At 68.3% G+C, this 19,918-nt stretch carries 17 protein-coding genes; 15 read left to right on the forward strand and 2 right to left on the reverse strand.

Going from position 1 to position 19,918, the window contains the following annotated elements:
- Nucleotides 1-31 precede the first annotated feature (31 nt).
- Nucleotides 32-538, reverse strand: coding sequence for a GNAT family N-acetyltransferase (locus ACZ5VQ_RS21465; protein WP_362073732.1), 507 nt, complete (start codon nucleotides 536-538; stop codon nucleotides 32-34).
- A gap of 137 nt (nucleotides 539-675) precedes the next feature.
- On the opposite strand from ACZ5VQ_RS21465, the gene ACZ5VQ_RS21470 reads away from it, so the two are divergent.
- The gene (locus ACZ5VQ_RS21470; RefSeq protein WP_454349547.1) at nucleotides 676-1,980 is read left to right on the forward strand and encodes a geranylgeranyl reductase family protein; all 1,305 of its coding nucleotides are present in this window, start codon (nucleotides 676-678) and stop codon (nucleotides 1,978-1,980) included.
- A gap of 196 nt (nucleotides 1,981-2,176) precedes the next feature.
- Here ACZ5VQ_RS21470 and ACZ5VQ_RS21475 read toward each other — a convergent pair whose 3' ends face one another.
- Complete coding sequence (locus ACZ5VQ_RS21475) at nucleotides 2,177-3,013, reverse strand: C40 family peptidase (protein WP_469106288.1); 837 nt, start codon at nucleotides 3,011-3,013, stop codon at nucleotides 2,177-2,179.
- Nucleotides 3,014-3,791: 778 nt separating this feature from the next.
- Here ACZ5VQ_RS21475 and ACZ5VQ_RS21480 point away from each other — a divergent pair.
- From ACZ5VQ_RS21480 to nuoN, 14 genes are all read left to right on the forward strand, one after another.
- A complete protein-coding gene (locus tag ACZ5VQ_RS21480; RefSeq protein WP_033319564.1) occupies nucleotides 3,792-4,151 on the forward strand; it encodes an NADH-quinone oxidoreductase subunit A in 360 nt (119 codons plus the stop codon).
- A gap of 66 nt (nucleotides 4,152-4,217) precedes the next feature.
- Entirely contained in the window at nucleotides 4,218-4,772 is a 555-nt protein-coding gene (locus tag ACZ5VQ_RS21485) for a NuoB/complex I 20 kDa subunit family protein (RefSeq protein WP_018528252.1), read from the forward strand.
- Complete coding sequence (locus ACZ5VQ_RS21490; RefSeq protein ID WP_469106289.1) at nucleotides 4,769-5,509, forward strand: NADH-quinone oxidoreductase subunit C; 741 nt, start codon at nucleotides 4,769-4,771, stop codon at nucleotides 5,507-5,509. The genes ACZ5VQ_RS21485 and ACZ5VQ_RS21490 overlap by 4 nt, the downstream gene beginning before the upstream one ends.
- On the forward strand, nucleotides 5,506-6,828 hold the full coding sequence (locus ACZ5VQ_RS21495) for an NADH-quinone oxidoreductase subunit D (protein ID WP_469106290.1): 1,323 nt from the start codon (nucleotides 5,506-5,508) through the stop codon (nucleotides 6,826-6,828). Before ACZ5VQ_RS21490 ends, ACZ5VQ_RS21495 begins: the two co-directional genes overlap by 4 nt.
- Nucleotides 6,829-6,857: 29 nt before the next feature.
- Nucleotides 6,858-7,682 (forward strand): NADH-quinone oxidoreductase subunit NuoE, encoded by an 825-nt coding sequence (nuoE, locus tag ACZ5VQ_RS21500; protein WP_143643554.1) that lies wholly within the window; start codon nucleotides 6,858-6,860, stop codon nucleotides 7,680-7,682.
- On the forward strand, nucleotides 7,682-9,064 hold the full coding sequence (gene nuoF, locus ACZ5VQ_RS21505; protein WP_469106291.1) for an NADH-quinone oxidoreductase subunit NuoF: 1,383 nt from the start codon (nucleotides 7,682-7,684) through the stop codon (nucleotides 9,062-9,064). The genes nuoE and nuoF overlap by 1 nt, the downstream gene beginning before the upstream one ends.
- Complete coding sequence (locus ACZ5VQ_RS21510; protein WP_469106292.1) at nucleotides 9,061-11,565, forward strand: NADH-quinone oxidoreductase subunit G; 2,505 nt, start codon at nucleotides 9,061-9,063, stop codon at nucleotides 11,563-11,565. Before nuoF ends, ACZ5VQ_RS21510 begins: the two co-directional genes overlap by 4 nt.
- Nucleotides 11,562-12,950 (forward strand): NADH-quinone oxidoreductase subunit NuoH, encoded by a 1,389-nt coding sequence (nuoH, locus tag ACZ5VQ_RS21515; protein ID WP_469106293.1) that lies wholly within the window; start codon nucleotides 11,562-11,564, stop codon nucleotides 12,948-12,950. The genes ACZ5VQ_RS21510 and nuoH overlap by 4 nt, the downstream gene beginning before the upstream one ends.
- Nucleotides 12,943-13,584: an NADH-quinone oxidoreductase subunit NuoI gene (gene nuoI / locus ACZ5VQ_RS21520; RefSeq protein ID WP_362073708.1), complete on the forward strand. Its 642-nt coding sequence runs from the start codon at nucleotides 12,943-12,945 to the stop codon at nucleotides 13,582-13,584. Before nuoH ends, nuoI begins: the two co-directional genes overlap by 8 nt.
- A complete protein-coding gene (locus ACZ5VQ_RS21525; protein WP_362073705.1) occupies nucleotides 13,581-14,423 on the forward strand; it encodes an NADH-quinone oxidoreductase subunit J in 843 nt (280 codons plus the stop codon). The genes nuoI and ACZ5VQ_RS21525 overlap by 4 nt, the downstream gene beginning before the upstream one ends.
- On the forward strand, nucleotides 14,420-14,719 hold the full coding sequence (gene nuoK / locus ACZ5VQ_RS21530; protein WP_003974374.1) for an NADH-quinone oxidoreductase subunit NuoK: 300 nt from the start codon (nucleotides 14,420-14,422) through the stop codon (nucleotides 14,717-14,719). The genes ACZ5VQ_RS21525 and nuoK overlap by 4 nt, the downstream gene beginning before the upstream one ends.
- Before the next feature lie 14 nt (nucleotides 14,720-14,733).
- Entirely contained in the window at nucleotides 14,734-16,629 is a 1,896-nt protein-coding gene (gene nuoL, locus ACZ5VQ_RS21535; RefSeq protein WP_469106294.1) for an NADH-quinone oxidoreductase subunit L, read from the forward strand.
- 5 nt (nucleotides 16,630-16,634) lie between these two features.
- Nucleotides 16,635-18,206, forward strand: coding sequence for an NADH-quinone oxidoreductase subunit M (locus tag ACZ5VQ_RS21540; protein ID WP_469106295.1), 1,572 nt, complete (start codon nucleotides 16,635-16,637; stop codon nucleotides 18,204-18,206).
- Nucleotides 18,203-19,852, forward strand: coding sequence for an NADH-quinone oxidoreductase subunit NuoN (gene nuoN, locus ACZ5VQ_RS21545; protein ID WP_307523723.1), 1,650 nt, complete (start codon nucleotides 18,203-18,205; stop codon nucleotides 19,850-19,852). Before ACZ5VQ_RS21540 ends, nuoN begins: the two co-directional genes overlap by 4 nt.
- Nucleotides 19,853-19,918 lie beyond the last annotated feature (66 nt).

Genomic DNA, 19,918 nt, shown 5'->3' on the forward strand with positions numbered 1-19,918 from the left:
GGAAACCCGGTGGGAGCCTGGTCGGAAACCGTCAGAGAGCCAACCGGTAGCAGTGCCCCAGCTGGTCCGACGTCTCCGTCGTGAACGTCTCGGCGAGTTCCATCCCGAGGCGTCTGGTCACCGCGATCGAGCGTTCGTTGCGGGAGTTCACCATGGCCACCACGCTGGGTACGCCCGTCGCCCGCACCCGTTCCAGCGTGATCCGCGCGGCCGTGGTGACGTACCCCTTGCCCCAGTGCCTGCGCCCGAGCCGCCAGCCGATCTCGATCTCGCCCTTCGGCCCCCACTCGCGCGGCCACGGCTGGGCGCCGGTGAATCCGATGACCTGGCCCTCCTCGTCGAGCATGGTCCAGAAGCAGAATCCGTACTCGGCGTCGTGCCGGCGCTGCCGGGCGGTCAGTTCCTCGTAGAAGGACAGCTCGGCCGGCTTTCCGCCGTGGAACTCCATCACGTCCGGGTCGTCGAAGACCCGGTGCCAGGCGAACGCGTCCTCGTCGGTCGGGACGCGCAGGTGTACCACGGGGAGAGCTCGGTTCACGGGGCAGCCCTTCAGCCAGGTGATCAGTACCGCTGCATAGACTGCCCATGTCCCGTGCCCCTCAGCACGCGGATTTCGAGACTTCGCACTTCGAGACCTAGAGACCTAGAGCCTTCGAGACTTGGGGAGAACCCGCCGTGACCGAGTCCCAGCCCCTCTCCGAACACACCGCCGATGTGATCGTCGTCGGGGCCGGGCCAGCCGGTTCCACCACCGCCTACTACTTGGCCAAGGCCGGACTGGACGTCCTGCTCCTCGAAAAGACCGCGTTCCCGCGGGAGAAGGTGTGCGGTGACGGGCTGACGCCGCGCGCCACCAAACAGCTCGTCTCCATGGGCATCGACATCTCGGAGGAGGCGGGCTGGCTCCGGAACAAGGGGCTCCGCATCATCGGCGGCGGCGTCCGCCTCCAGCTGGACTGGCCGGATCTCGCCGCCTACCCCGACTACGGACTCGTACGGAAGCGGGACGACTTCGACGAGCAGCTGGCCCGGCAGGCGCAGAAGGCGGGCGCGCGGCTGCACGAGCGCTGCAACGTCGGCGCCCCGATCATCGACGACCGCACGGGCCGGATCACCGGTGTGCACGCGAAGCTCGGCGACGCCGACTCCAAGGAGAAGCGCGAGGTCACCTTTCACGCGCCCCTCGTGGTCGCCGCCGACGGCAACTCGACCCGGCTGTCGCTCGCGATGGGCCTGCACCGCCGCGAGGACCGTCCGATGGGCGTCGCGGTCCGTACGTACTTCACGTCCCCGCGCCACGACGACGACTACCTGGAGTCGTGGCTGGAACTCTGGGACAAGCGCGGCCCGGGCGAGGACCGGCTCCTGCCCGGCTACGGCTGGATCTTCGGCATGGGTGACGGTACGTCGAACGTCGGCCTGGGCGTCCTCAACACCACGTCCTCCTTCAAGGAGCTGGACTGGCGCGAGGTCCTGAAGGCCTGGTGCGCCTCGATGCCCGAGGACTGGGGCTACACCCCGGAGAACATGACGATCCCGATCCGGGGCGCCGCCCTCCCGATGGCCTTCAACCGCCAGCCCCACTACACGAAGGGCCTGTTGCTCGTCGGCGACGCGGGCGGCATGGTGAACCCCTTCAACGGCGAGGGCATCGCGTACGCCATGGAGTCCGGGCAGATCGCCGCCGACGTGATCGTCCAGGCGCACGCCCGCGCGACCCCCGCCCAGCGCGAACTCGCCCTCCAGCGCTACCCGAAGGTCCTCAAGGACACCTACGGCGGCTACTACACGCTGGGCCGCGCCTTCGTGAAGCTCATCGGCAACCCGAAGGTCATGAAGATCGCCACGCAGCGGGGTCTCACGCACCCCGTTCTAATGAAGTTCACGCTGAAGATGCTGGCCAACCTGACCGACCCGACGGGCGGTGACGCGATGGACCGCATCATCAACGGTCTCTCGAAGGTGGCCCCGAGGGCGTGATGCACGGACGGCCTGGAAGCGGACGCGCCGGAAGCTGGCGGGGTCCCGCTTCCAGGGGCGCGCCGGGGCGCGTCGTTCGGGTGGGGCCGCTGAGGCACGGCTGAGGGCCGCTCCCCGTGTTGGGGGAGCGGCCCTTCAATGTGCGTGGCCGGGGCCCGGAGAAGCCCGGTCAGGGGGCGGGAAGGCGTGACCGAGGTCAGAGGACGCGTACCGCGCCGCTCGCCGGGTAGCCCGACAGGTCCTGGATGACGACACCCTTCGAGGGGTTCGCGGCGTCCAGGTACTGGCCGCCACCGATGTAGACACCGGTGTGGTACGCCGAGCCAGCGCCACCCCAGTAGAGGATGTCGCCGACCTGGATGTTGGACAGCGAGACCGGGGTGCCGGCCACGGACTGGTCCTGGGAGACGCGCGGCAGGTCCACGCCGACCTGCTTGAACGCGGCCTGCACCAGGCTGGAGCAGTCCCACGCGTTGGGGCCGGTGGCGCCCATGACGTAGGCGTCGCCGAGCTGCGCCTTGAGGAAGTTGACGACCGTGCCGACGCTGCCGCTCGCGGGTGCGGGGACGTCACTGTCGGCCGACGTCGATGTCGAGGTGAGCGTGGTCCGCTCCGACGACCGGGTGGCGCGCTCGGCGGCGGCCTTGCGGGCGTCCTCGGCCTTCTGCTTGGCCTCCGCCTTCTTCTTGGCGTCGGCGAGGTCGGCCTTGGCCTGCTTGGCGGCCTTGGCGGCGGCCGCGTCGCGCTCGGCACGCAGCTGGTAGTCGGCCGCGGCCTGCTGGGTGACCTCCGCGGACTCGGCGACCTGAGCGGTCATGTCGGCCGTGAGGGTGGGCAGCTCGATGGTCTGGGTCACCGGCTCGGCAGCGTTCGCCGATCCGGCCGCACCGGCCACTGCCAGGGTGCTGAGGACGCCACCGGCAACTCCGGCGCGCATCGCGAGCGCCGAGCTGCTGCGAGGCCGGGGTTTCCGGTGGCTGCGTATGTGAGCGGTGTGGGACATAGGGACAACCGGTATCAGGGGCTCCTCCATACCTTCAAGAAACGTGTGGTGCGCCACAGTTGTTCAATGGGCCGCCCGAATCCCGGGCGTGGCGTTCCTTATTGACGCCGTAACGGGCATTGCGGACACTGCCCGTCAGGGCTGTGATCACGGCCTTTCCGCGTTACGCCCGAATTGCCCGCGACCTACCACCCGTTGGAGCCGTTGGCCAAGCCCGGTTGTTTCCCGGCCGTTACCAATGTGACGCAGGTCACGGAACGGCTGCCCCTGCGGCGGTGTCGCGCGCGTGAGGCGGGGGAGTCGTGGAGGTCGGGCCGGCGACCCTCTTTCGCTCGTGAACGGATGCACGCGCGATGCGCGCACCCGGGTCGTCCACACCGGGCACTCCAACTCCCCCCGAAGTGTGAACGAGTTCCTCTATCAAGCACCGATGTCCAAGGCCAATTTGCCTTGGATCTCACCGCCTTGATAGTGCGTCGAGGCCTGGACCAGCGATGACGGGCGAAAATGTCACCTCTGGTGATCACTCGGACGCTTCTCGTACGAAGATCGGCACTGATCCGACTTCATGATCGTTCGCCAGGTGGTGGAGATCACAAAGGCGTTGTCGTACCCCGTGTCGCAGATCACAGACCCGCAGGCATAAGATGCGAGGCAGTTGGGCTTGTGACCTGCTTCACATGTACGCGATCTTCGTGGAGCCGCACGGAGCTCGTGGGCCTCATGAGGTTCATGGGGCACGCGGGGCAGGGAACAACGCCTGATGCAACCGCCAGCAGTCAATGCCGACTGAGAGGAGCGAGGAGCGGTGAACGCGTATGCGCCCATCCTCGTACTGGGAGCCCTCGGAGCAGGCTTTGCGATCTTCTCCGTGGTCATGGCCACGCTTATCGGTCCAAAGCGATACAACCGGGCCAAGCTCGAAGCCTACGAGTGCGGTATCGAGCCGACCCCCACGCCGGCCGGCGGCGGGCGGTTCCCCATCAAGTACTACCTGACGGCGATGCTCTTCATCATTTTCGATATCGAGATCGTCTTCCTCTATCCCTGGGCCGTCACGTTCGACGCACTCGGGGTTTTCGGGCTCGTGGAGATGTTGCTCTTCGTGCTCACCGTCTTCGTCGCGTACGCGTACGTGTGGCGGCGAGGCGGCCTGGAATGGGACTGAAACCCGCATGGGACTGAACCCCGCAAGGGACTGAGCCCCGTATAGGGGACAGAGGAGCCACTGAGCATGGGACTCGAAGAAAAGCTGCCGAGCGGCTTCCTGCTGACCACCGTCGAGCAGGCCGCGGGATGGGTGCGCAAGTCGTCCGTCTTCCCCGCCACCTTCGGCCTCGCCTGCTGCGCCATCGAGATGATGACGACGGGCGCGGGCCGATACGACCTGGCGCGCTTCGGCATGGAGGTCTTCCGCGGCTCGCCGCGCCAGGCCGACCTGATGATCGTCGCCGGACGCGTCAGCCAGAAGATGGCGCCGGTCCTGAGGCAGGTCTACGACCAGATGCCGAACCCCAAGTGGGTGATCTCCATGGGGGTTTGCGCCTCGTCGGGCGGCATGTTCAACAACTACGCGATCGTGCAGGGCGTCGACCACATCGTCCCTGTCGACATCTATCTGCCCGGCTGTCCGCCACGGCCCGAGATGCTGATGGACGCGATTCTCAAGCTCCACCAGAAGATCCAGTCCTCGAAGCTCGGCGTGAACGCCGAGGAGGCGGCCCGCGAGGCGGAGGAAGCGGCGCTCAAGGCGCTCCCCACCATCGAGATGAAGGGCCTGCTGCGGTGAGCGACGCGAACGGCAACGGGGTGAACCCCGAGAAGGACCTCGGCGCCTCCAACCTCCCGGGCCAGCGCGGCGAGGGCGGCGAGGAGATCCGCGTCCAGCGCGGCATGTTCGGCGCCAACAACGGCGGGGACACCTCCGGCTACGGCGGCCTGGTCCGCTCGATCCGGCTGCCGGGAGCGGCCTCCCGCCCGTACGGCGGCTGGTTCGACGAGGTCGCCGACGAGCTCGAAGGCGCTCTGGAGGAACAGGGCCTCGTCCCCGAGAACGCGATCGAGAAGACGATCGTCGACCGCGACGAGATGACCTTCCACATCGACCGCGAGCACCTGCTCCAGGTCGCCCAGACCCTGCGCGACGACCCGGCCCTGCGCTTCGAGCTCTGCACCGGAGTGAGCGGGGTCCACTACCCGCAGGACAAGGGCCGCGAGTTGCACGCCGTCTACCACCTGCGCTCGATCACCCACAACCGGCTGATCCGCCTCGAAGTCAGTGCCCCGGACAGCGAGCCGCGCATCCCGTCCCTGGTCACGGTCTATCCGACGAACGACTGGCACGAGCGCGAGACGTACGACTTCTTCGGCATCGTCTTCGAGGGCCACCCGGCACTGACGCGGATCATGATGCCGGACGACTGGCAGGGCTTTCCGCAGCGCAAGGACTATCCCCTCGGCGGCATCCCCGTCGAGTACAAGGGCGCCCAGATCCCGGCTCCGGACCAGCGGAGGTCGTACTCATGAGCACGTCGCACGCATCTGCCCGCGAGACGACCGAGGGCACCGTATACACGGTCACCGGCGGCGACTGGGACGAGGTCGTCCAGACCGCGGCCAAGGCCGACGACGAGCGCATCGTCGTCAACATGGGCCCCCAGCACCCGTCCACGCACGGCGTGCTCCGGCTCATCCTGGAGATCGACGGCGAGACGGTCACCGAGGCCCGCTGCGGCATCGGCTATCTGCACACCGGCATCGAGAAGAACCTCGAGTTCCGTACGTGGACACAGGGCACGACCTTCGTGACGCGCATGGACTACCTGACGTCGTTCTTCAACGAGACCGCGTACTGCCTGGCCGTCGAGAAGCTCCTCGGCATCGAGGACCAGATCCCCGACCGCGCCACGATCATCCGAGTGCTCCTGATGGAGCTGAACCGGCTCTCCTCGCACCTGGTGTGCATCGCCACCGGCGGCATGGAACTCGGCGCCACCACGATCATGATCTACGGCTTCCGTGATCGTGAACTCATTCTCGACATCTACGAGCTGATCACCGGCCTGCGCATGAACCACGCGTACATCCGGCCGGGCGGCCTCGCCCAGGACCTGCCCCCGGGCGCGGTGGACCAGATCCGCGAGTTCGTGAAGAAGATGCAGAAGAACCTTCCCGAGTACGACAAGCTCGCCACCGGGAACCCCATCTTCAAGGCCCGTATGCAGGACATCGGTCATCTCGACCTGGCCGGCTGCATGGCCCTCGGCGCCACGGGCCCGATCCTCCGCTCGGCCGGCCTGCCGCACGACCTGCGCAAGGCGCAGCCGTACTGCGGCTACGAGACGTACGACTTCGACGTGCCGACCACCGACACCTGCGACGCGTACGGGCGCTTCCTGATCCGCCTTGAGGAGATGCGCCAGTCGCTGCGGATCGTCGAGCAGTGCCTGGACCGGCTGCAGCCCGGCCCGGTCATGGTCACCGACAAGAAGATCGCCTGGCCCGCCCAGCTCGCGCTCGGCCCCGACGGACTCGGCAACTCGCTCGACCACATCAAGCAGATCATGGGCACCTCCATGGAGGCCCTGATCCACCACTTCAAGCTGGTGACCGAGGGGTTCCGCGTGCCGCCGGGACAGGCGTACGCGGCCGTCGAGTCGCCGAAGGGCGAACTCGGGGTGCACGTCGTGTCCGACGGAGGCACCCGCCCCTACCGGGTCCACTACCGGGACCCGTCCTTCACCAATCTGCAGGCCATGGCGGCGATGTGCGAGGGCGGCCAGATCGCCGACGTCATCGTCGCCGTCGCGTCCATCGACCCCGTGATGGGAGGCGTCGACCGGTGACCACGACCCCCGAGGGCGTCAGCCTGGGCATGCCCCAACTGCCCGCGCCCGACTACCCGGACGACGTTCGAGCCAGGCTGGAGGCGGACGCGCGCGAGGTCATCGCCCGCTACCCGGACTCCCGGTCCGCCCTCCTGCCGTTGCTGCATCTCGTGCAGTCGGAGGAGGGCCATGTCACGCGCACCGGGCAGCGGTTCTGCGCGGAGATGCTCGACCTGACCACTGCGGAGGTCACCGCGGTCGCGACCTTCTACTCCATGTACCGGCGCAAGCCGAGCGGTGACTACCAGGTGGGCGTCTGCACCAACACCCTGTGCGCGGTCATGGGCGGCGACGCGATCTTCGAGTCCCTCCAGGACCACCTCGGTGTCGGCAACGGCGAGACCACCGACGACGGCAAAGTCACCCTGGAGCACATCGAGTGCAACGCGGCCTGCGACTTCGCGCCGGTCGTGATGGTCAACTGGGAGTTCTTCGACAACCAGACCGTGGCGAGCGCGAAGCGCCTCGTCGACGACCTGCGCGCGGGAACACAGGTCGAGCCGACGCGCGGTGCCCCCTTGTGCACGTTCAAGGACACCGCCCGCATCCTGGCGGGCTTCCCCGACGAGCGCGAGGGCGCGGTCGAGGCGAGCGGCGGCGCTGGCCCCGCCTCGCTGATCGGCCTCCGGCTGGCCAAGGGGGAGACGGGCCCCGCGCGCGTGGTGCACCCGCGAGGGTCCGGCGCTCCCCAGGACGAGGCGCCGCACGACCCGTCCCCGTCCGAGCACCTCAGTTCGCACGACGCACCGCAGGACACGTCGGCCTCCGACCCGTCCCACCCGGCCGGGCCCACTGCCGAGGAGGGGGAGTGATGACCTTGTCCACTCAATACGGGGGCACCTCTCAGCCGGAGGCCGGCGGAGAGACCAGCCCCGAGAAGCTGCTCTCACCGGTGCTGTCCGCCTTCTGGGACGAGGACAAGTCCTGGTCGCTGGACGTCTACCGGAGGCACGACGGGTACGAGGGCCTGCGCAAGGCGCTCGCGATGTCACCGGACGACCTCATCGCGTACGTGAAGGAGTCCGGTCTGCGCGGCCGTGGCGGCGCGGGATTCCCCACCGGAATGAAGTGGCAGTTCATTCCCCAGGGTGATGGAAAGCCTCACTATCTAGTTGTCAACGCCGACGAATCGGAGCCGGGCACCTGTAAGGACATCCCGCTTCTCTTCGCGAACCCGCACAGCCTCATTGAGGGCATTGTCATTGCCTGTTATGCGATCCGGTCGTCGCATGCCTTCATCTATCTGCGTGGTGAAGTCGTCCCCGTGCTCAGGCGGTTGCACGAGGCCGTCCGCGAGGCCTATGCGGCGGGCTACCTGGGCGAGAACATTCTGGGCAGCGGGCTCGATCTGCAGCTCACCGTGCACGCGGGCGCGGGCGCGTACATCTGCGGTGAGGAGACCGCACTGCTCGACTCGCTCGAAGGCCGCCGTGGACAGCCGCGACTTCGTCCCCCTTTCCCTGCCGTCGCGGGCCTCTATGCCTGTCCGACTGTTGTGAACAACGTCGAGTCCATCGCGTCGGTTCCCGCGATTCTCCACAAGGGCAAAGAATGGTTCCGGTCGATGGGAAGCGAGAAGTCCCCGGGCTTCACGCTCTACTCCCTCAGCGGGCATGTCACCAATCCAGGTCAGTACGAGGCCCCGCTCGGCATCACACTCCGTCAGCTCCTCGACATGAGCGGCGGCATCCGGCAGGGACACCGCCTCAAGTTCTGGACGCCGGGCGGCTCCTCGACCCCGATGTTCACCGACGAGCACCTCGACGTCCCTCTTGACTACGAAGGAGTGGGCGCCGCGGGTTCCATGCTCGGCACAAAAGCACTCCAGTGCTTCGACGAGACGACCTGCGTCGTCCGTGCCGTCACCCGGTGGACCGAGTTCTACGCCCACGAGTCCTGCGGCAAGTGCACGCCCTGCCGCGAAGGGACGTACTGGCTCGTGCAGTTGCTGCGCGACATCGAGGCCGGCAAGAGCGTCATGTCCGACCTCGACAAGCTGAACGACATCGCCGACAACATCAACGGCAAGTCGTTCTGCGCCCTCGGCGACGGCGCCGCCTCGCCGATCTTCTCCTCGCTCAAGTACTTCCGCGCGGAGTACGAGGAGCACATCAACGGCCGGGGCTGCCCCTTCGACCCCGCCAAGTCGACGGCCTGGGCCGACAAGGAAAAGCACACGGAGGTGAACGCATGACGGTAACCACGAGCGCTCCCTCCGGAGGCGGGGAGGCTGCGGTTCCGCCGGAGGATCTCGTCTCGCTGACCATCGACGGCGTCGAGATCAGCGTGCCCAAGGGCACCCTGGTCATCCGCGCGGCCGAACAGCTCGGCATCGAGATCCCCCGCTTCTGCGACCACCCGCTCCTCGACCCGGCCGGCGCCTGCCGTCAGTGCATCGTCGAGGTCGAGGGCCAGCGCAAGCCCATGGCGTCCTGCACGATCACCTGCACGGACGGCATGGTCGTCAAGACCCACCTCACCTCTCCTGCCGCCGAGAAGGCCCAGAAGGGTGTGATGGAGCTCCTGCTCATCAACCACCCGCTGGACTGCCCGGTCTGCGACAAGGGCGGCGAGTGCCCCCTGCAGAACCAGGCCATGTCGCACGGCCACTCCGAGTCCCGCTTCGAGGGCAAGAAGCGCACGTACGAGAAGCCCGTCCCGATCTCCACCCAGGTGCTGCTCGACCGCGAACGCTGCGTCCTGTGCGCCCGCTGCACCCGGTTCTCCAACCAGATCGCGGGCGACCCGATGATCGAGATGGTCGAGCGCGGCGCGCTCCAGCAGATCGGCACCGGCGAGGGTGACCCCTTCGAGTCGTACTTCTCCGGGAACACCATTCAGATCTGCCCGGTCGGCGCGCTGACCTCGGCGGCGTACCGCTTCCGCTCCCGGCCGTTCGACCTCGTCTCGTCGCACTCGGTGTGCGAGCACTGCTCCGGTGGCTGCGCGACCCGCACCGACCACCGGCGCGGCAAGGTCATGCGGCGCCTCGCCTCCCCGGACCCCGAGGTCAACGAGGAGTGGCTCTGCGACAAGGGGCGGTTCGGCTTCCGGTACGCCCAGCAGCGGGACCGGCTTCAGACGCCCCTGGTGCGCGGCGAGTCCGGTGAGCTGGAGCCCGCTTCCTGGCCGGAGGCCCTGGAGGCCGCTGCCCAGGGGCTGCTGGCCGCGCGCTCCCGGGCCGCCGTCCTCACCGGCGGCCGGCTGACCGTCGAGGACGCCTACGCGTACAGCAAGTTCGCGCGCGTGGCCCTCGACACGAACGACATCGACTTCCGCGCGCGCGTGCACAGCGGCGAGGAGGCCGACTTCCTGGCCGCCCGGGTCGCCGGACGCGGACGGGACCTCGACGGTACGGGCGTCACGTACACCGCACTGGAGAAGGCACCCGCCGTCCTGCTCGCCGGATTCGAGTCCGAGGAGGAGGCGCCCGGTGTCTTCCTGAGGCTGCGCAAGGCCTGGCGGGGACACGGGCAGAAGACCTTCTCGCTGACCACGCACGCGACCCGCGGCCTGGACAAGGCGGGCGGCACGCTGCTGCCGGCCGCCCCCGGCACCGAGACCGAGTGGCTGGACGCACTCGCCTCCGGGGCCGGCCTGGAGGGCGACGGAGCGAAGGCCGCCGAGGCGCTGCGCACCGAGGGCGCCGTGATCGTCGTCGGCGAGCGGCTGGCCGCGGTGGCGGGCGGGCTCACCGCCGCCGTACGGGCCTCCACCGCGACCGGCGCCCAGCTGGTGTGGATCCCGCGCCGGGCCGGGGAGCGCGGCGCGATCGAGGCGGGGGCACTGCCCTCGCTGCTGCCCGGCGGACGCCCGGCCACCGACCCGCGCGCGCGGGACGAGGTCACCCTGGCCTGGGGCATCGCGGCACTGCCGCACCGCCACGGCCGCGACACCGGACAGATCGTCGAGGCCGCCGCCACCGGGGAGCTCTCCGCGCTCGTCGTGGCGGGCGTCGAGGTCGCCGACCTTCCCGACCCGGCACGCGCGCGTGAGGCACTTTCCGCGGTGGGCTTCCTGGTGTCGCTCGAACTGCGCCCCAGTGAGGTCACCGAGCAGGCGGACGTCGTCTTCCCCGTGGCCGCGGTCGCCGAGAAGGCGGGCACCTTCCTCAACTGGGAAGGCCGTGCACGCCTCTTCGAGTCCGCGCTCAAGCCCGAGCAGCTGACCCGCCGGCTGTCGCCCACCGACGGGCGCGTCCTGCAGATGCTGGCCGACGCCATGGACGTACACCTGGGGCTGCCCGACCTGCGCACCGCGCGCGTGGAGCTGGACACGCTCGGCACCTGGGACGGGGCGAGGGCCACCGAACCCGTGGAGACCGCGGCCGTGCTGCCGCGGCCCGCCTCGGGGGAGGCCGTGCTCGCCGGACACCGGCTGCTGCTCGACCAGGGCCGCCTTCAGGAGGGCGACGAGGCGCTCGCCGGGACGCGGCACGCCGCACACGCGCGCGTGTCGGCCGCCACGGCCGCCGAGGCGGGCGTCAAGAACGGCGACCTGCTCGCCGTGACCGGCCCCTCCGGAGTGGTCGAACTTCCCCTGCAGGTCACCGAGATGCCCGACCGCGTGGTCTGGCTCCCGCTGAACTCCGCCGGAGGAGGCGTCGCCTCGGACACGGGCGCGCTGCCCGGCGCACTCGTCCGCATCGGTCCGGCGACGCTCGCCGCCGAGACCCCCAAGGAGGTGGAGGCATGACCGGAAACCTCGCCGCGCCCGTGTACCTGGCCGCGGAGGACCTCTCCATGTTCGGCCGCGACCCCTGGTGGCTCGTCGTCATCAAGGCGGTCTTCTGCTTCGCCTTCCTGATGATCACCGTGCTGTTCTCCATCGTGTGGGAACGCAAGGTCGTCGCCTGGATGCAGCTGCGCATCGGCCCCAACCGGCACGGCCCCTGGGGCATGCTCCAGTCGCTCGCCGACGGCATCAAACTGATGCTCAAGGAAGACCTGATCGTCAAGCGCGCGGACAAGGCCGTCTACATCCTCGCGCCTATCGTGGCCGCGATCCCGGCCTTCATGGCGATCGCCGTGATTCCCTTCGGACCGGCCGGCAACGAGATCTCGATCCTCGGCCACCGCACCACGATGCAGCTCACCGACCTCCCGATCGCGATGCTCTACATCCTCGCGGTCGCCTCAGTCGGCATCTACGGCATCGTGCTCGCGGGCTGGTCCTCCGGGTCGACGTATCCGCTCCTCGGCGGTCTGCGCTCCTGCGCGCAGATGATCTCGTACGAGATCGCCATGGGCGCCGCGTTCGCGTCGGTGTTCCTGTACTCCGGCTCGATGTCGACCTCGGAGATCGTCGCCCAGCAGCAGGACCGCTGGTACATCATCCTGCTGCCGGTGTCGTTCCTGATCTACATCGTGACGATGGTCGGCGAGACCAACCGCGCCCCCTTCGACATGCCGGAATCCGAGGGCGACCTGGTCGGCGGCTTCAACACCGAGTACTCGTCCATCAAGTTCGCGCTGTTCATGCTCGCCGAGTACGTGAACATGGTGACCGTCTCGGCGGTCTCCGTGACGCTCTTCCTGGGCGGCTGGCGGGCCCCCTGGCCGGTCAGCACCTTCTGGGAGGGAGCGAACCACGGCTGGTGGCCGATGCTCTGGTTCGTCATCAAGGTGCAGCTGCTGCTGTTCTTCTTCATCTGGCTGCGCGGCACGCTGCCCCGCGTCCGCTACGACCAGCTGATGAAGCTCGGCTGGAAGGTCCTCATCCCGGTCTCCGTGGTCTGGCTGATGTGCGTCGCGACCGTACGGACCCTGCGGAACGAGAACTACGACTTCGCCGACATCGCCCTGTACGTGGCGGGCGCGGTCCTTGTCCTGCTGTTGCTCTCCTTCATCGCCGACATGTACCGCGACCGGAAGGACGCCCAGGAGACGCCGGACGAACCCGTCGCCTTCGACCCGATGGCGGGCGGATACCCCGTACCGCCGCTGCCCGGACAGGAGCTGCCGCCGGTGCCCCGGCGACGCCCGCGCCGGGAGCGGGAGTTGATTGTCAGTGGTGGCGTGAATACTGACGGTGACGGAATCGATGGACCTCGTGATGGAAAGGAGGCGTCCGATGGCTGATGAGCAGAAGGAGACCAAACCCGGTTTCCAGAACCCCGTCGCAGGCTTCGGCGTGACCTTCAAGGCCATGTTCAAGAAGCGGCTGACCGAGCAGTATCCGGAGCAGCCGAAGACCACCGCTCCGCGGTTCCACGGCCGGCACCAGCTCAACCGCCATCCGGACGGCCTGGAGAAGTGCATCGGCTGCGAGCTGTGCGCCTGGGCGTGTCCCGCGGACGCCATCTATGTGGAGGGCGCGGAGAACACCGAGGAGGAGCGCTACTCCCCGGGCGAGCGGTACGGCCGCGTCTACCAGATCAACTACGCCCGCTGCATCCTGTGCGGCCTGTGCATCGAGGCGTGCCCCACACGCGCGCTGACGATGACGAACGAGTTCGAGCTGGCCGACAGCAGCCGCGCCAACCTCATCTTCACCAAGGAGCAGTTGCTCGCCGGTCTTGAGGAGGGCATGGTCGAGTCACCGCACTCGATCTTCCCGGGCATGGACGAGGGGGACTACTACCGGGGTCTGGTCACGGAGGCCGCGCCCGGCACGGTGCCCCAAGTAGCGGTCTCCAAGGGCGAGGTCGTGCAGGAGGGTGAGTCGACCTTCGGTGAGGGCGAGCCGGCGTCGGAGAAGGTGATCCGCCGATGATCGCGCAGCTCGCCACCCCGTCCACCTCCCTCGCGGCCTACTCGACGTCCACCGGCGAAGCCTTCCAGTTCTGGATCCTCGGCACCGTCGCCGTGATCGGCGCCCTGTGCACCGTCTTCATGAAGAAGGCCGTGCACAGCGCGCTCTGCCTCGCCGGGACCATGATCGTCCTGGCGGTTTTCTACCTCGCCAACGGCGCGTACTTCCTGGGCATCGTCCAGGTCGTCGTCTACACCGGCGCGATCATGATGCTGTTCCTCTTCGTGGTCATGCTCGTCGGTGTCACCGCGGCGGACTCCCTGAAGGAGACCATCAAGGGCCAGCGCTGGCTGGCCCTCCTGTGCGGCCTCGGCTTCGGCATCCTGCTCTGCGCGGGCATCGGCAACGCCTCGCTGTCGGAGTTCAACGGCCTGACCCAGGCCAACTCCGGTGGCAACGTGGAGGGTCTGGCGGCCCTCATCTTCACGAAGTACGTCTTCGCCTTCGAGATCACCGGCGCCCTGCTCATCACGGCCGCCGTCGGAGCCATGGTGCTCACCCACCGCGAGCGCACCGAACGGGCCAAGACCCAGCGCGAACTGGCCGGGGAGCGCGTACGGGCGAACAAGCAGCTCCCGCCGCTGCCCGCCCCCGGCGTCTACGCCCGGCACAACGCGGTGGACATCGCCGGTCTTCTCCCGGACGGCACCCCGTCCGAGCTCACGGTCATCAAGACGCTGCGAGACCGCGGCCAGATCCGTGACGTGTCGGACGAGGCGATCAAGGACCTCAAGGCGCTGGAGCAGCGCTCCGAGGAGCGGCTCGGCCGCGAAGAGCGGGAAGAGGAGGCAGCGAAGTGAACCCCGTCAACTACCTCTACCTCGCCGCCCTGTTGTTCACGATCGGCGCCACCGGCGTCCTGATCAGGCGCAACGCGATCGTGGTGTTCATGTGCATCGAGCTGATGCTCAACGCCTGCAACCTCGCGTTCGTCGCCTTCTCCCGGATGCACGGCAATCTCGACGGCCAGATCATCGCCTTCTTCACGATGGTCGTCGCCGCCGCGGAGGTCGTGGTCGGGCTCGCGATCATCGTGTCGCTGTTCCGTTCCCGCCACTCGGCCTCGGTCGACGACGCCAGCCTGATGAAGCTGTAAGGGGTCGCTGAATCGTGGAGAACCTGATTGCGCTGCTTGTGGCGGCGCCTCTGCTCGGAGCGGCCGTACTGCTGTGCGGCGGTCGGCGGCTGGACGCCGTCGGCCACTGGATCGGTACGGCTCTCTCGTCCGTCTCCTTCGTGATCGGCGCGATTCTGTTCGCCGACATGCTGGGGAAGGACGCGGAACACCGGGCCATCGGCCAGCACCTGTTCAGCTGGATCCCCGTAGAGGGCTTCCAGGCGGACGTGGCCTTCCAGCTCGACCAGCTGTCGATGACGTTCGTACTGCTGATCACGGGCGTCGGCTCGCTGATCCACGTGTACTCCATCGGGTACATGGAGCACGACGAGCGGCGCCGCCGCTTCTTCGGCTATCTGAACCTGTTCCTCGCGGCGATGCTGCTGCTCGTCCTCGCGGACAACTACCTGCTGCTGTACGTCGGCTGGGAGGGCGTCGGCCTCGCCTCGTACCTCCTGATCGGTTTCTGGCAGCACAAGCCCAGCGCCGCCACCGCCGCGAAGAAGGCCTTCCTGGTCAACCGCGTCGGCGACATGGGCCTGTCGATCGCGATCATGCTGATGTTCACCACCTTCGGGACCTTCGCCTTCGGGCCGGTCCTGGAGGCCACGGGTGAGACCGGCGAGGGCACGCTGACCGCCATCGCCCTGATGCTGCTGCTCGCCGCCTGCGGCAAGTCCGCCCAGGTACCGCTGCAGTCCTGGCTCGGGGACGCGATGGAGGGCCCGACCCCGGTCTCGGCCCTCATCCACGCCGCGACCATGGTGACCGCGGGCGTGTACCTGATCGTCCGCTCCGCCGACATCTTCAACGCCGCGCCGGACGCCCAGCTCGTGACCACCGTGGTCGGAGCGGTCACGCTCCTCTTCGGTGCGATCGTCGGTTGCGCCAAGGACGACATCAAGAAGGCGCTCGCCGGTTCGACCATGTCGCAGATCGGCTACATGATCCTCGCGGCGGGCCTCGGCCCCATCGGCTACGTCTTCGCGATCATGCACCTGGTGACGCACGGCTTCTTCAAGGCCGGGCTCTTCCTCGGCGCCGGTTCGGTCATGCACGGCATGAACGACGAGGTCGACATGAGGAAGTACGGCGGCCTCAGGAAGTACATGCCGGTCACCTTCGTGACGTTCGGCCTCGGCTACCTGGCCATCATCGGCTTCCCGGGCCTGTCCGGCTTCTTCTCCAAGGACAAGATCATCGAGGCGGCCTTCGCCAAGGGCGGCACCGAGGGCTGGATCCTCGGCAGCGTGGCCCTGCTCGGCGCGGCCATCACCGCGTACTACATGACGCGCGTGATGCTGATGACCTTCTTCGGAGAGAAGCGCTGGCAGCCTGACGAGAACGGCCACGAGCCGCACCCGCACGAGTCCCCCAGGTCCATGACGATCCCGATGATCGTGCTGGCCTTCGGATCGGTCTTCGCGGGCGCCTTCTTCGGCGTCGGCGACCGTTTCATGCACTGGCTGGAGCCCGTCACCGAGCACGCGCACGGCCACCCGCCGATCAGCGCGACGACGGTCACGCTCTCCACCATGGTCGTGCTCGTCATCGGCGCCGGTCTCGCGTACGTCCAGTACGGGCGCCGTCCCGTCCCGGTGGTCGCCCCGCGCGGCTCCCTGCTCACCCGGGCCGCCCGGCGCGACCTCCTCCAGGACGACTTCAACCACGTCGTCCTCGTACGCGGCGGAGAGCACCTCACGCGCTCCCTGGTGTACGTCGACCACACCCTGGTCGACGGGGTCGTGAACGGCACGGCGGCCTCGATGGGCGGCCTCTCCGGACGGCTCCGCAAGCTGCAGAACGGCTATGCGCGGTCGTACGCGGTCTCCATGTTCGGCGGTGCTGCGATCCTCATCGCCGCGACCCTGCTGATGAGGGCGGTCTGATACCGATGTCCTTTCCTCTGCTGACAGCGACGGCGGTGCTCCCGGCAGTCGGGGCCATCGCCACGGCAGCCGTGCCGGCCGCGCGCCGCACCGCCGCCAAGTGGCTGGCGCTGCTCGTCTCGCTCGCCACCCTGGTACTCGCCCTGGTCGTCCTGATCCGCTTCGACCCGGACGGCGACCGCTACCAGCTCACCGAATCGCACGCCTGGATCGCGGACTTCGGGGTGCGGTACGAACTGGGCGTGGACGGCATCGCGGTGGCGCTCATCGCGCTGACCGCCCTGCTGATCCCGTTCGTGATCCTCGCGGGCTGGCACGACGCCGACCCGCTGGAGACCAGCAGCAGCCGCTGGCGCCCGACCCAGGGCTTCTTCGCCCTGATCCTCGGTGTCGAGGCGATGGTGATCATCTCCTTCGAGGCCACCGACGTCTTCCTCTTCTACATCTTCTTCGAAGCCATGCTCATCCCGATGTACTTCCTCATCGGCGGCTTCGGGGACCGTGCCCACGCGGGCTCGGACGAGCACGCGGCGGCCCAGCGCTCGTACGCCGCCGTGAAGTTCCTCCTCTACAACCTGGTCGGCGGCCTGATCATGCTGGCCGCCGTGATCGGTCTCTACGTGGTGGCGGGAAACTTCTCGCTCCAGGAGATCGCCGAGGCCCGGGCCAACGGCACGCTGGACATGGCGACCAACACCGAGCGATGGCTCTTCCTGGGCTTCTTCTTCGCCTTCGCGGTGAAGGCGCCCCTGTGGCCGCTGCACACCTGGCTGCCCAACGCGATGGGGGAGGCCACCGCCCCGGTCGCCGTCCTCATCACGGCGGTGGTCGACAAGGTCGGCACCTTCGCGATGCTGCGCTTCTGCCTCCAGCTCTTCCCGGAGGCCTCGAAGTGGGCGACGCCGGTCATCCTCGTGCTCGCCCTGATCAGCATCATCTACGGGGCGCTGCTCGCGGTCGGCCAGCGCGACATCAAGCGGCTGGTGGCGTACGCGTCGATCTCCCACTTCGGGTTCATCATCATGGGCATCTTCGCCATGACGAGCCAGGGGCAGTCGGGCGCGACGCTCTACATGGTCAACCACGGAATCTCGACCGCCGCGCTGATGCTGGTGGCCGGCTTCCTGATCTCGCGGCGCGGCTCGCGTCTGATCGCCGACTACGGAGGGGTGCAGAAAGTCGCGCCGGTGCTCGCCGGAACCTTCCTGATCGGCAGCCTCGCGACGCTGTCCCTGCCGGGGCTCGCGCCGTTCGTGAGTGAGTTCCTGGTCCTGGTCGGCACGTTCACGCGCTACCCGGTGATCGGGATCATCGCCACCTTCGGCATCGTCCTCGCCGCGCTCTACACGCTCGTGCTCTACCAGCGGACGATGACCGGCCCGGTGAAGCCCGAGGTCTCCGCGATGCCCGACCTCCGGGTGCGGGAACTCGTGGTGGTCACCCCGCTGATCGCCCTGCTGATCTTCCTCGGTGTCTATCCGAAGCCGATCACCGACATCGTCAACCCGGCGGTCAAGCAGACCATGTCCGACGTACAGAAGAAGGACCCCCAGCCCGAGGTGGAGGCGGCCCCGTGAGCGCTACAGCCGTCCACAGCCTGTGGACAATGGCGGCCGACCCGATCGACAAGATCGACGCGCCGAAGATCGAATACGGGCAGTTGTCGCCCACCCTGATCGTCATCGGTGCGGCGATCATCGGGATCCTGGTCGAGGCATTCGTGCCCCGGAAGTCCCGCTACTACGTCCAGCTGTTCGTGTCCGTCGTCGCCCTCGCCGCCGCCTTCGCCGCGGTCGTGGGACTCGCGGCCGGCGGATACGGCACGACGAAGGCCGGTATCGCCGCGATGGGCGCCATCGCGGTCGACGGGCCCGCGCTGTTCCTGCAGGGCACGATCCTGCTGGCCGGTGTGCTCGGCGTGTTCACGTTCGCCGAGCGGCGTCTCGACCCGGTGGCCCACGGCAACCGCGTCGACTCGTTCGCCGCGCAGGCCGCGTCCGTGCCGGGCAGCGACAGCGAGCAGGCCGCGGTCAAGGCCGGGTTCGCCACCACCGAGGTGTTCCCGCTGCTGCTCTTCGCGATCGGCGGCATGCTCGTCTTCCCGTCGGCGAACGACCTGCTGACGCTGTTCATCGCCCTGGAAGTCTTCTCGCTGCCGCTCTACCTCCTGTGCGCCGTGGCCCGCCGCAAGCGGATCATGTCGCAGGAGGCCGCGGTCAAGTACTTCCTGCTCGGCGCCTTCGCCTCCGCGTTCACCCTCTTCGGCATCGCCCTGCTCTACGGCTACGCCGGTTCCGTGTCGTACGCGACGATCGCGCAGGTCGTCGACGGCACCATCGGGACGGTGAACCCGGCACTCGCCGACACCATGGGCAACGACGCACTGCTGCTCATCGGCGCCGCGATGGTCGTGATGGGCCTGCTCTTCAAGGTCGGCGCCGTGCCGTTCCACATGTGGACCCCGGACGTCTACCAGGGCGCGCCGACCCCGGTCACCGGCTTCATGGCCGCCGCGACCAAGGTGGCCGCCTTCGGCGCGCTGCTGCGGCTGCTGTACGTCGTGCTGCCGGGCCTGCGCTGGGACTGGCGGCCGGTGATGATGGGCGTCGCGGTCGTCACCATGCTGGGTGGTGCGATCGTCGCGATCACCCAGACCGACATCAAGAGGCTCCTCGCGTACTCGTCGATCGCGCACGCGGGATTCATCCTCGCGGGTGTCATCGCGACCACGCCCGACGGTGTCTCGTCGGTGCTCTTCTACCTGGGCGCGTACTCGTTCGTGACGATCGGCGCCTTCGCGGTGGTCACCCTCGTACGGGACGCGGGCGGCGAGGCCACGCACCTGTCCAAGTGGGCCGGTCTCGGACGCAGGTCACCGCTGGTGGCCGCCGTGTTCGCGGTCTTCCTGCTGGCCTTCGCGGGCATCCCGCTGACCTCCGGCTTCGCCGGGAAGTTCGCCGTGTTCAAGGCGGCGGCCGAGGGCGGCGCGGGCGCGCTGGTCGTGGTCGGTGTGATCTCGTCGGCCATCGCGGCGTTCTTCTACATCCGGGTGATCGTGCTGATGTTCTTCAGCGAGCCCCGTCCGGAGGGGCCGACGGTCGCCGTACCGTCGCCGCTCACGATGACGGCGATCGGGGTGGGCGTGGCGGTCACGCTGGTACTGGGTGTGGCGCCGCAGTACTTCCTCGACCTGGCCGGTCAGGCGGGCGTGTTCGTTCGCTGACCTGGTGTTCTTCGGGCCCCGGTTCCTTTGGGAGCCGGGGTCCGAGGTGTTTTTCGGGGCGTGGCG

The organism is Streptomyces sp. NPDC033178 (assembly GCF_055577685.1).

What these genes read in the sequence shown, in the direction of transcription:
- ACZ5VQ_RS21540 (WP_469106295.1), top strand. Translation starts at nt 16,635, where the DNA reads ATGTCCTTTCCTCTGCTGACAGCGACGGCGGTGCTCCCGGCAGTCGGG.
- ACZ5VQ_RS21525 (WP_362073705.1), top strand. Translation starts at nt 13,581, where the DNA reads ATGATCGCGCAGCTCGCCACCCCGTCCACCTCCCTCGCGGCCTACTCG.
- nuoE (WP_143643554.1), top strand. Translation starts at nt 6,858, where the DNA reads ATGCCCCAACTGCCCGCGCCCGACTACCCGGACGACGTTCGAGCCAGG.
- ACZ5VQ_RS21495 (WP_469106290.1), top strand. Translation starts at nt 5,506, where the DNA reads ATGAGCACGTCGCACGCATCTGCCCGCGAGACGACCGAGGGCACCGTA.
- nuoF (WP_469106291.1), top strand. Translation starts at nt 7,682, where the DNA reads ATGACCTTGTCCACTCAATACGGGGGCACCTCTCAGCCGGAGGCCGGC.
- ACZ5VQ_RS21475 (WP_469106288.1), bottom strand. Translation starts at nt 3,013, where the DNA reads ATGGAGGAGCCCCTGATACCGGTTGTCCCTATGTCCCACACCGCTCAC.
- ACZ5VQ_RS21485 (WP_018528252.1), top strand. Translation starts at nt 4,218, where the DNA reads ATGGGACTCGAAGAAAAGCTGCCGAGCGGCTTCCTGCTGACCACCGTC.
- nuoI (WP_362073708.1), top strand. Translation starts at nt 12,943, where the DNA reads ATGGCTGATGAGCAGAAGGAGACCAAACCCGGTTTCCAGAACCCCGTC.
- nuoH (WP_469106293.1), top strand. Translation starts at nt 11,562, where the DNA reads ATGACCGGAAACCTCGCCGCGCCCGTGTACCTGGCCGCGGAGGACCTC.
- ACZ5VQ_RS21510 (WP_469106292.1), top strand. Translation starts at nt 9,061, where the DNA reads ATGACGGTAACCACGAGCGCTCCCTCCGGAGGCGGGGAGGCTGCGGTT.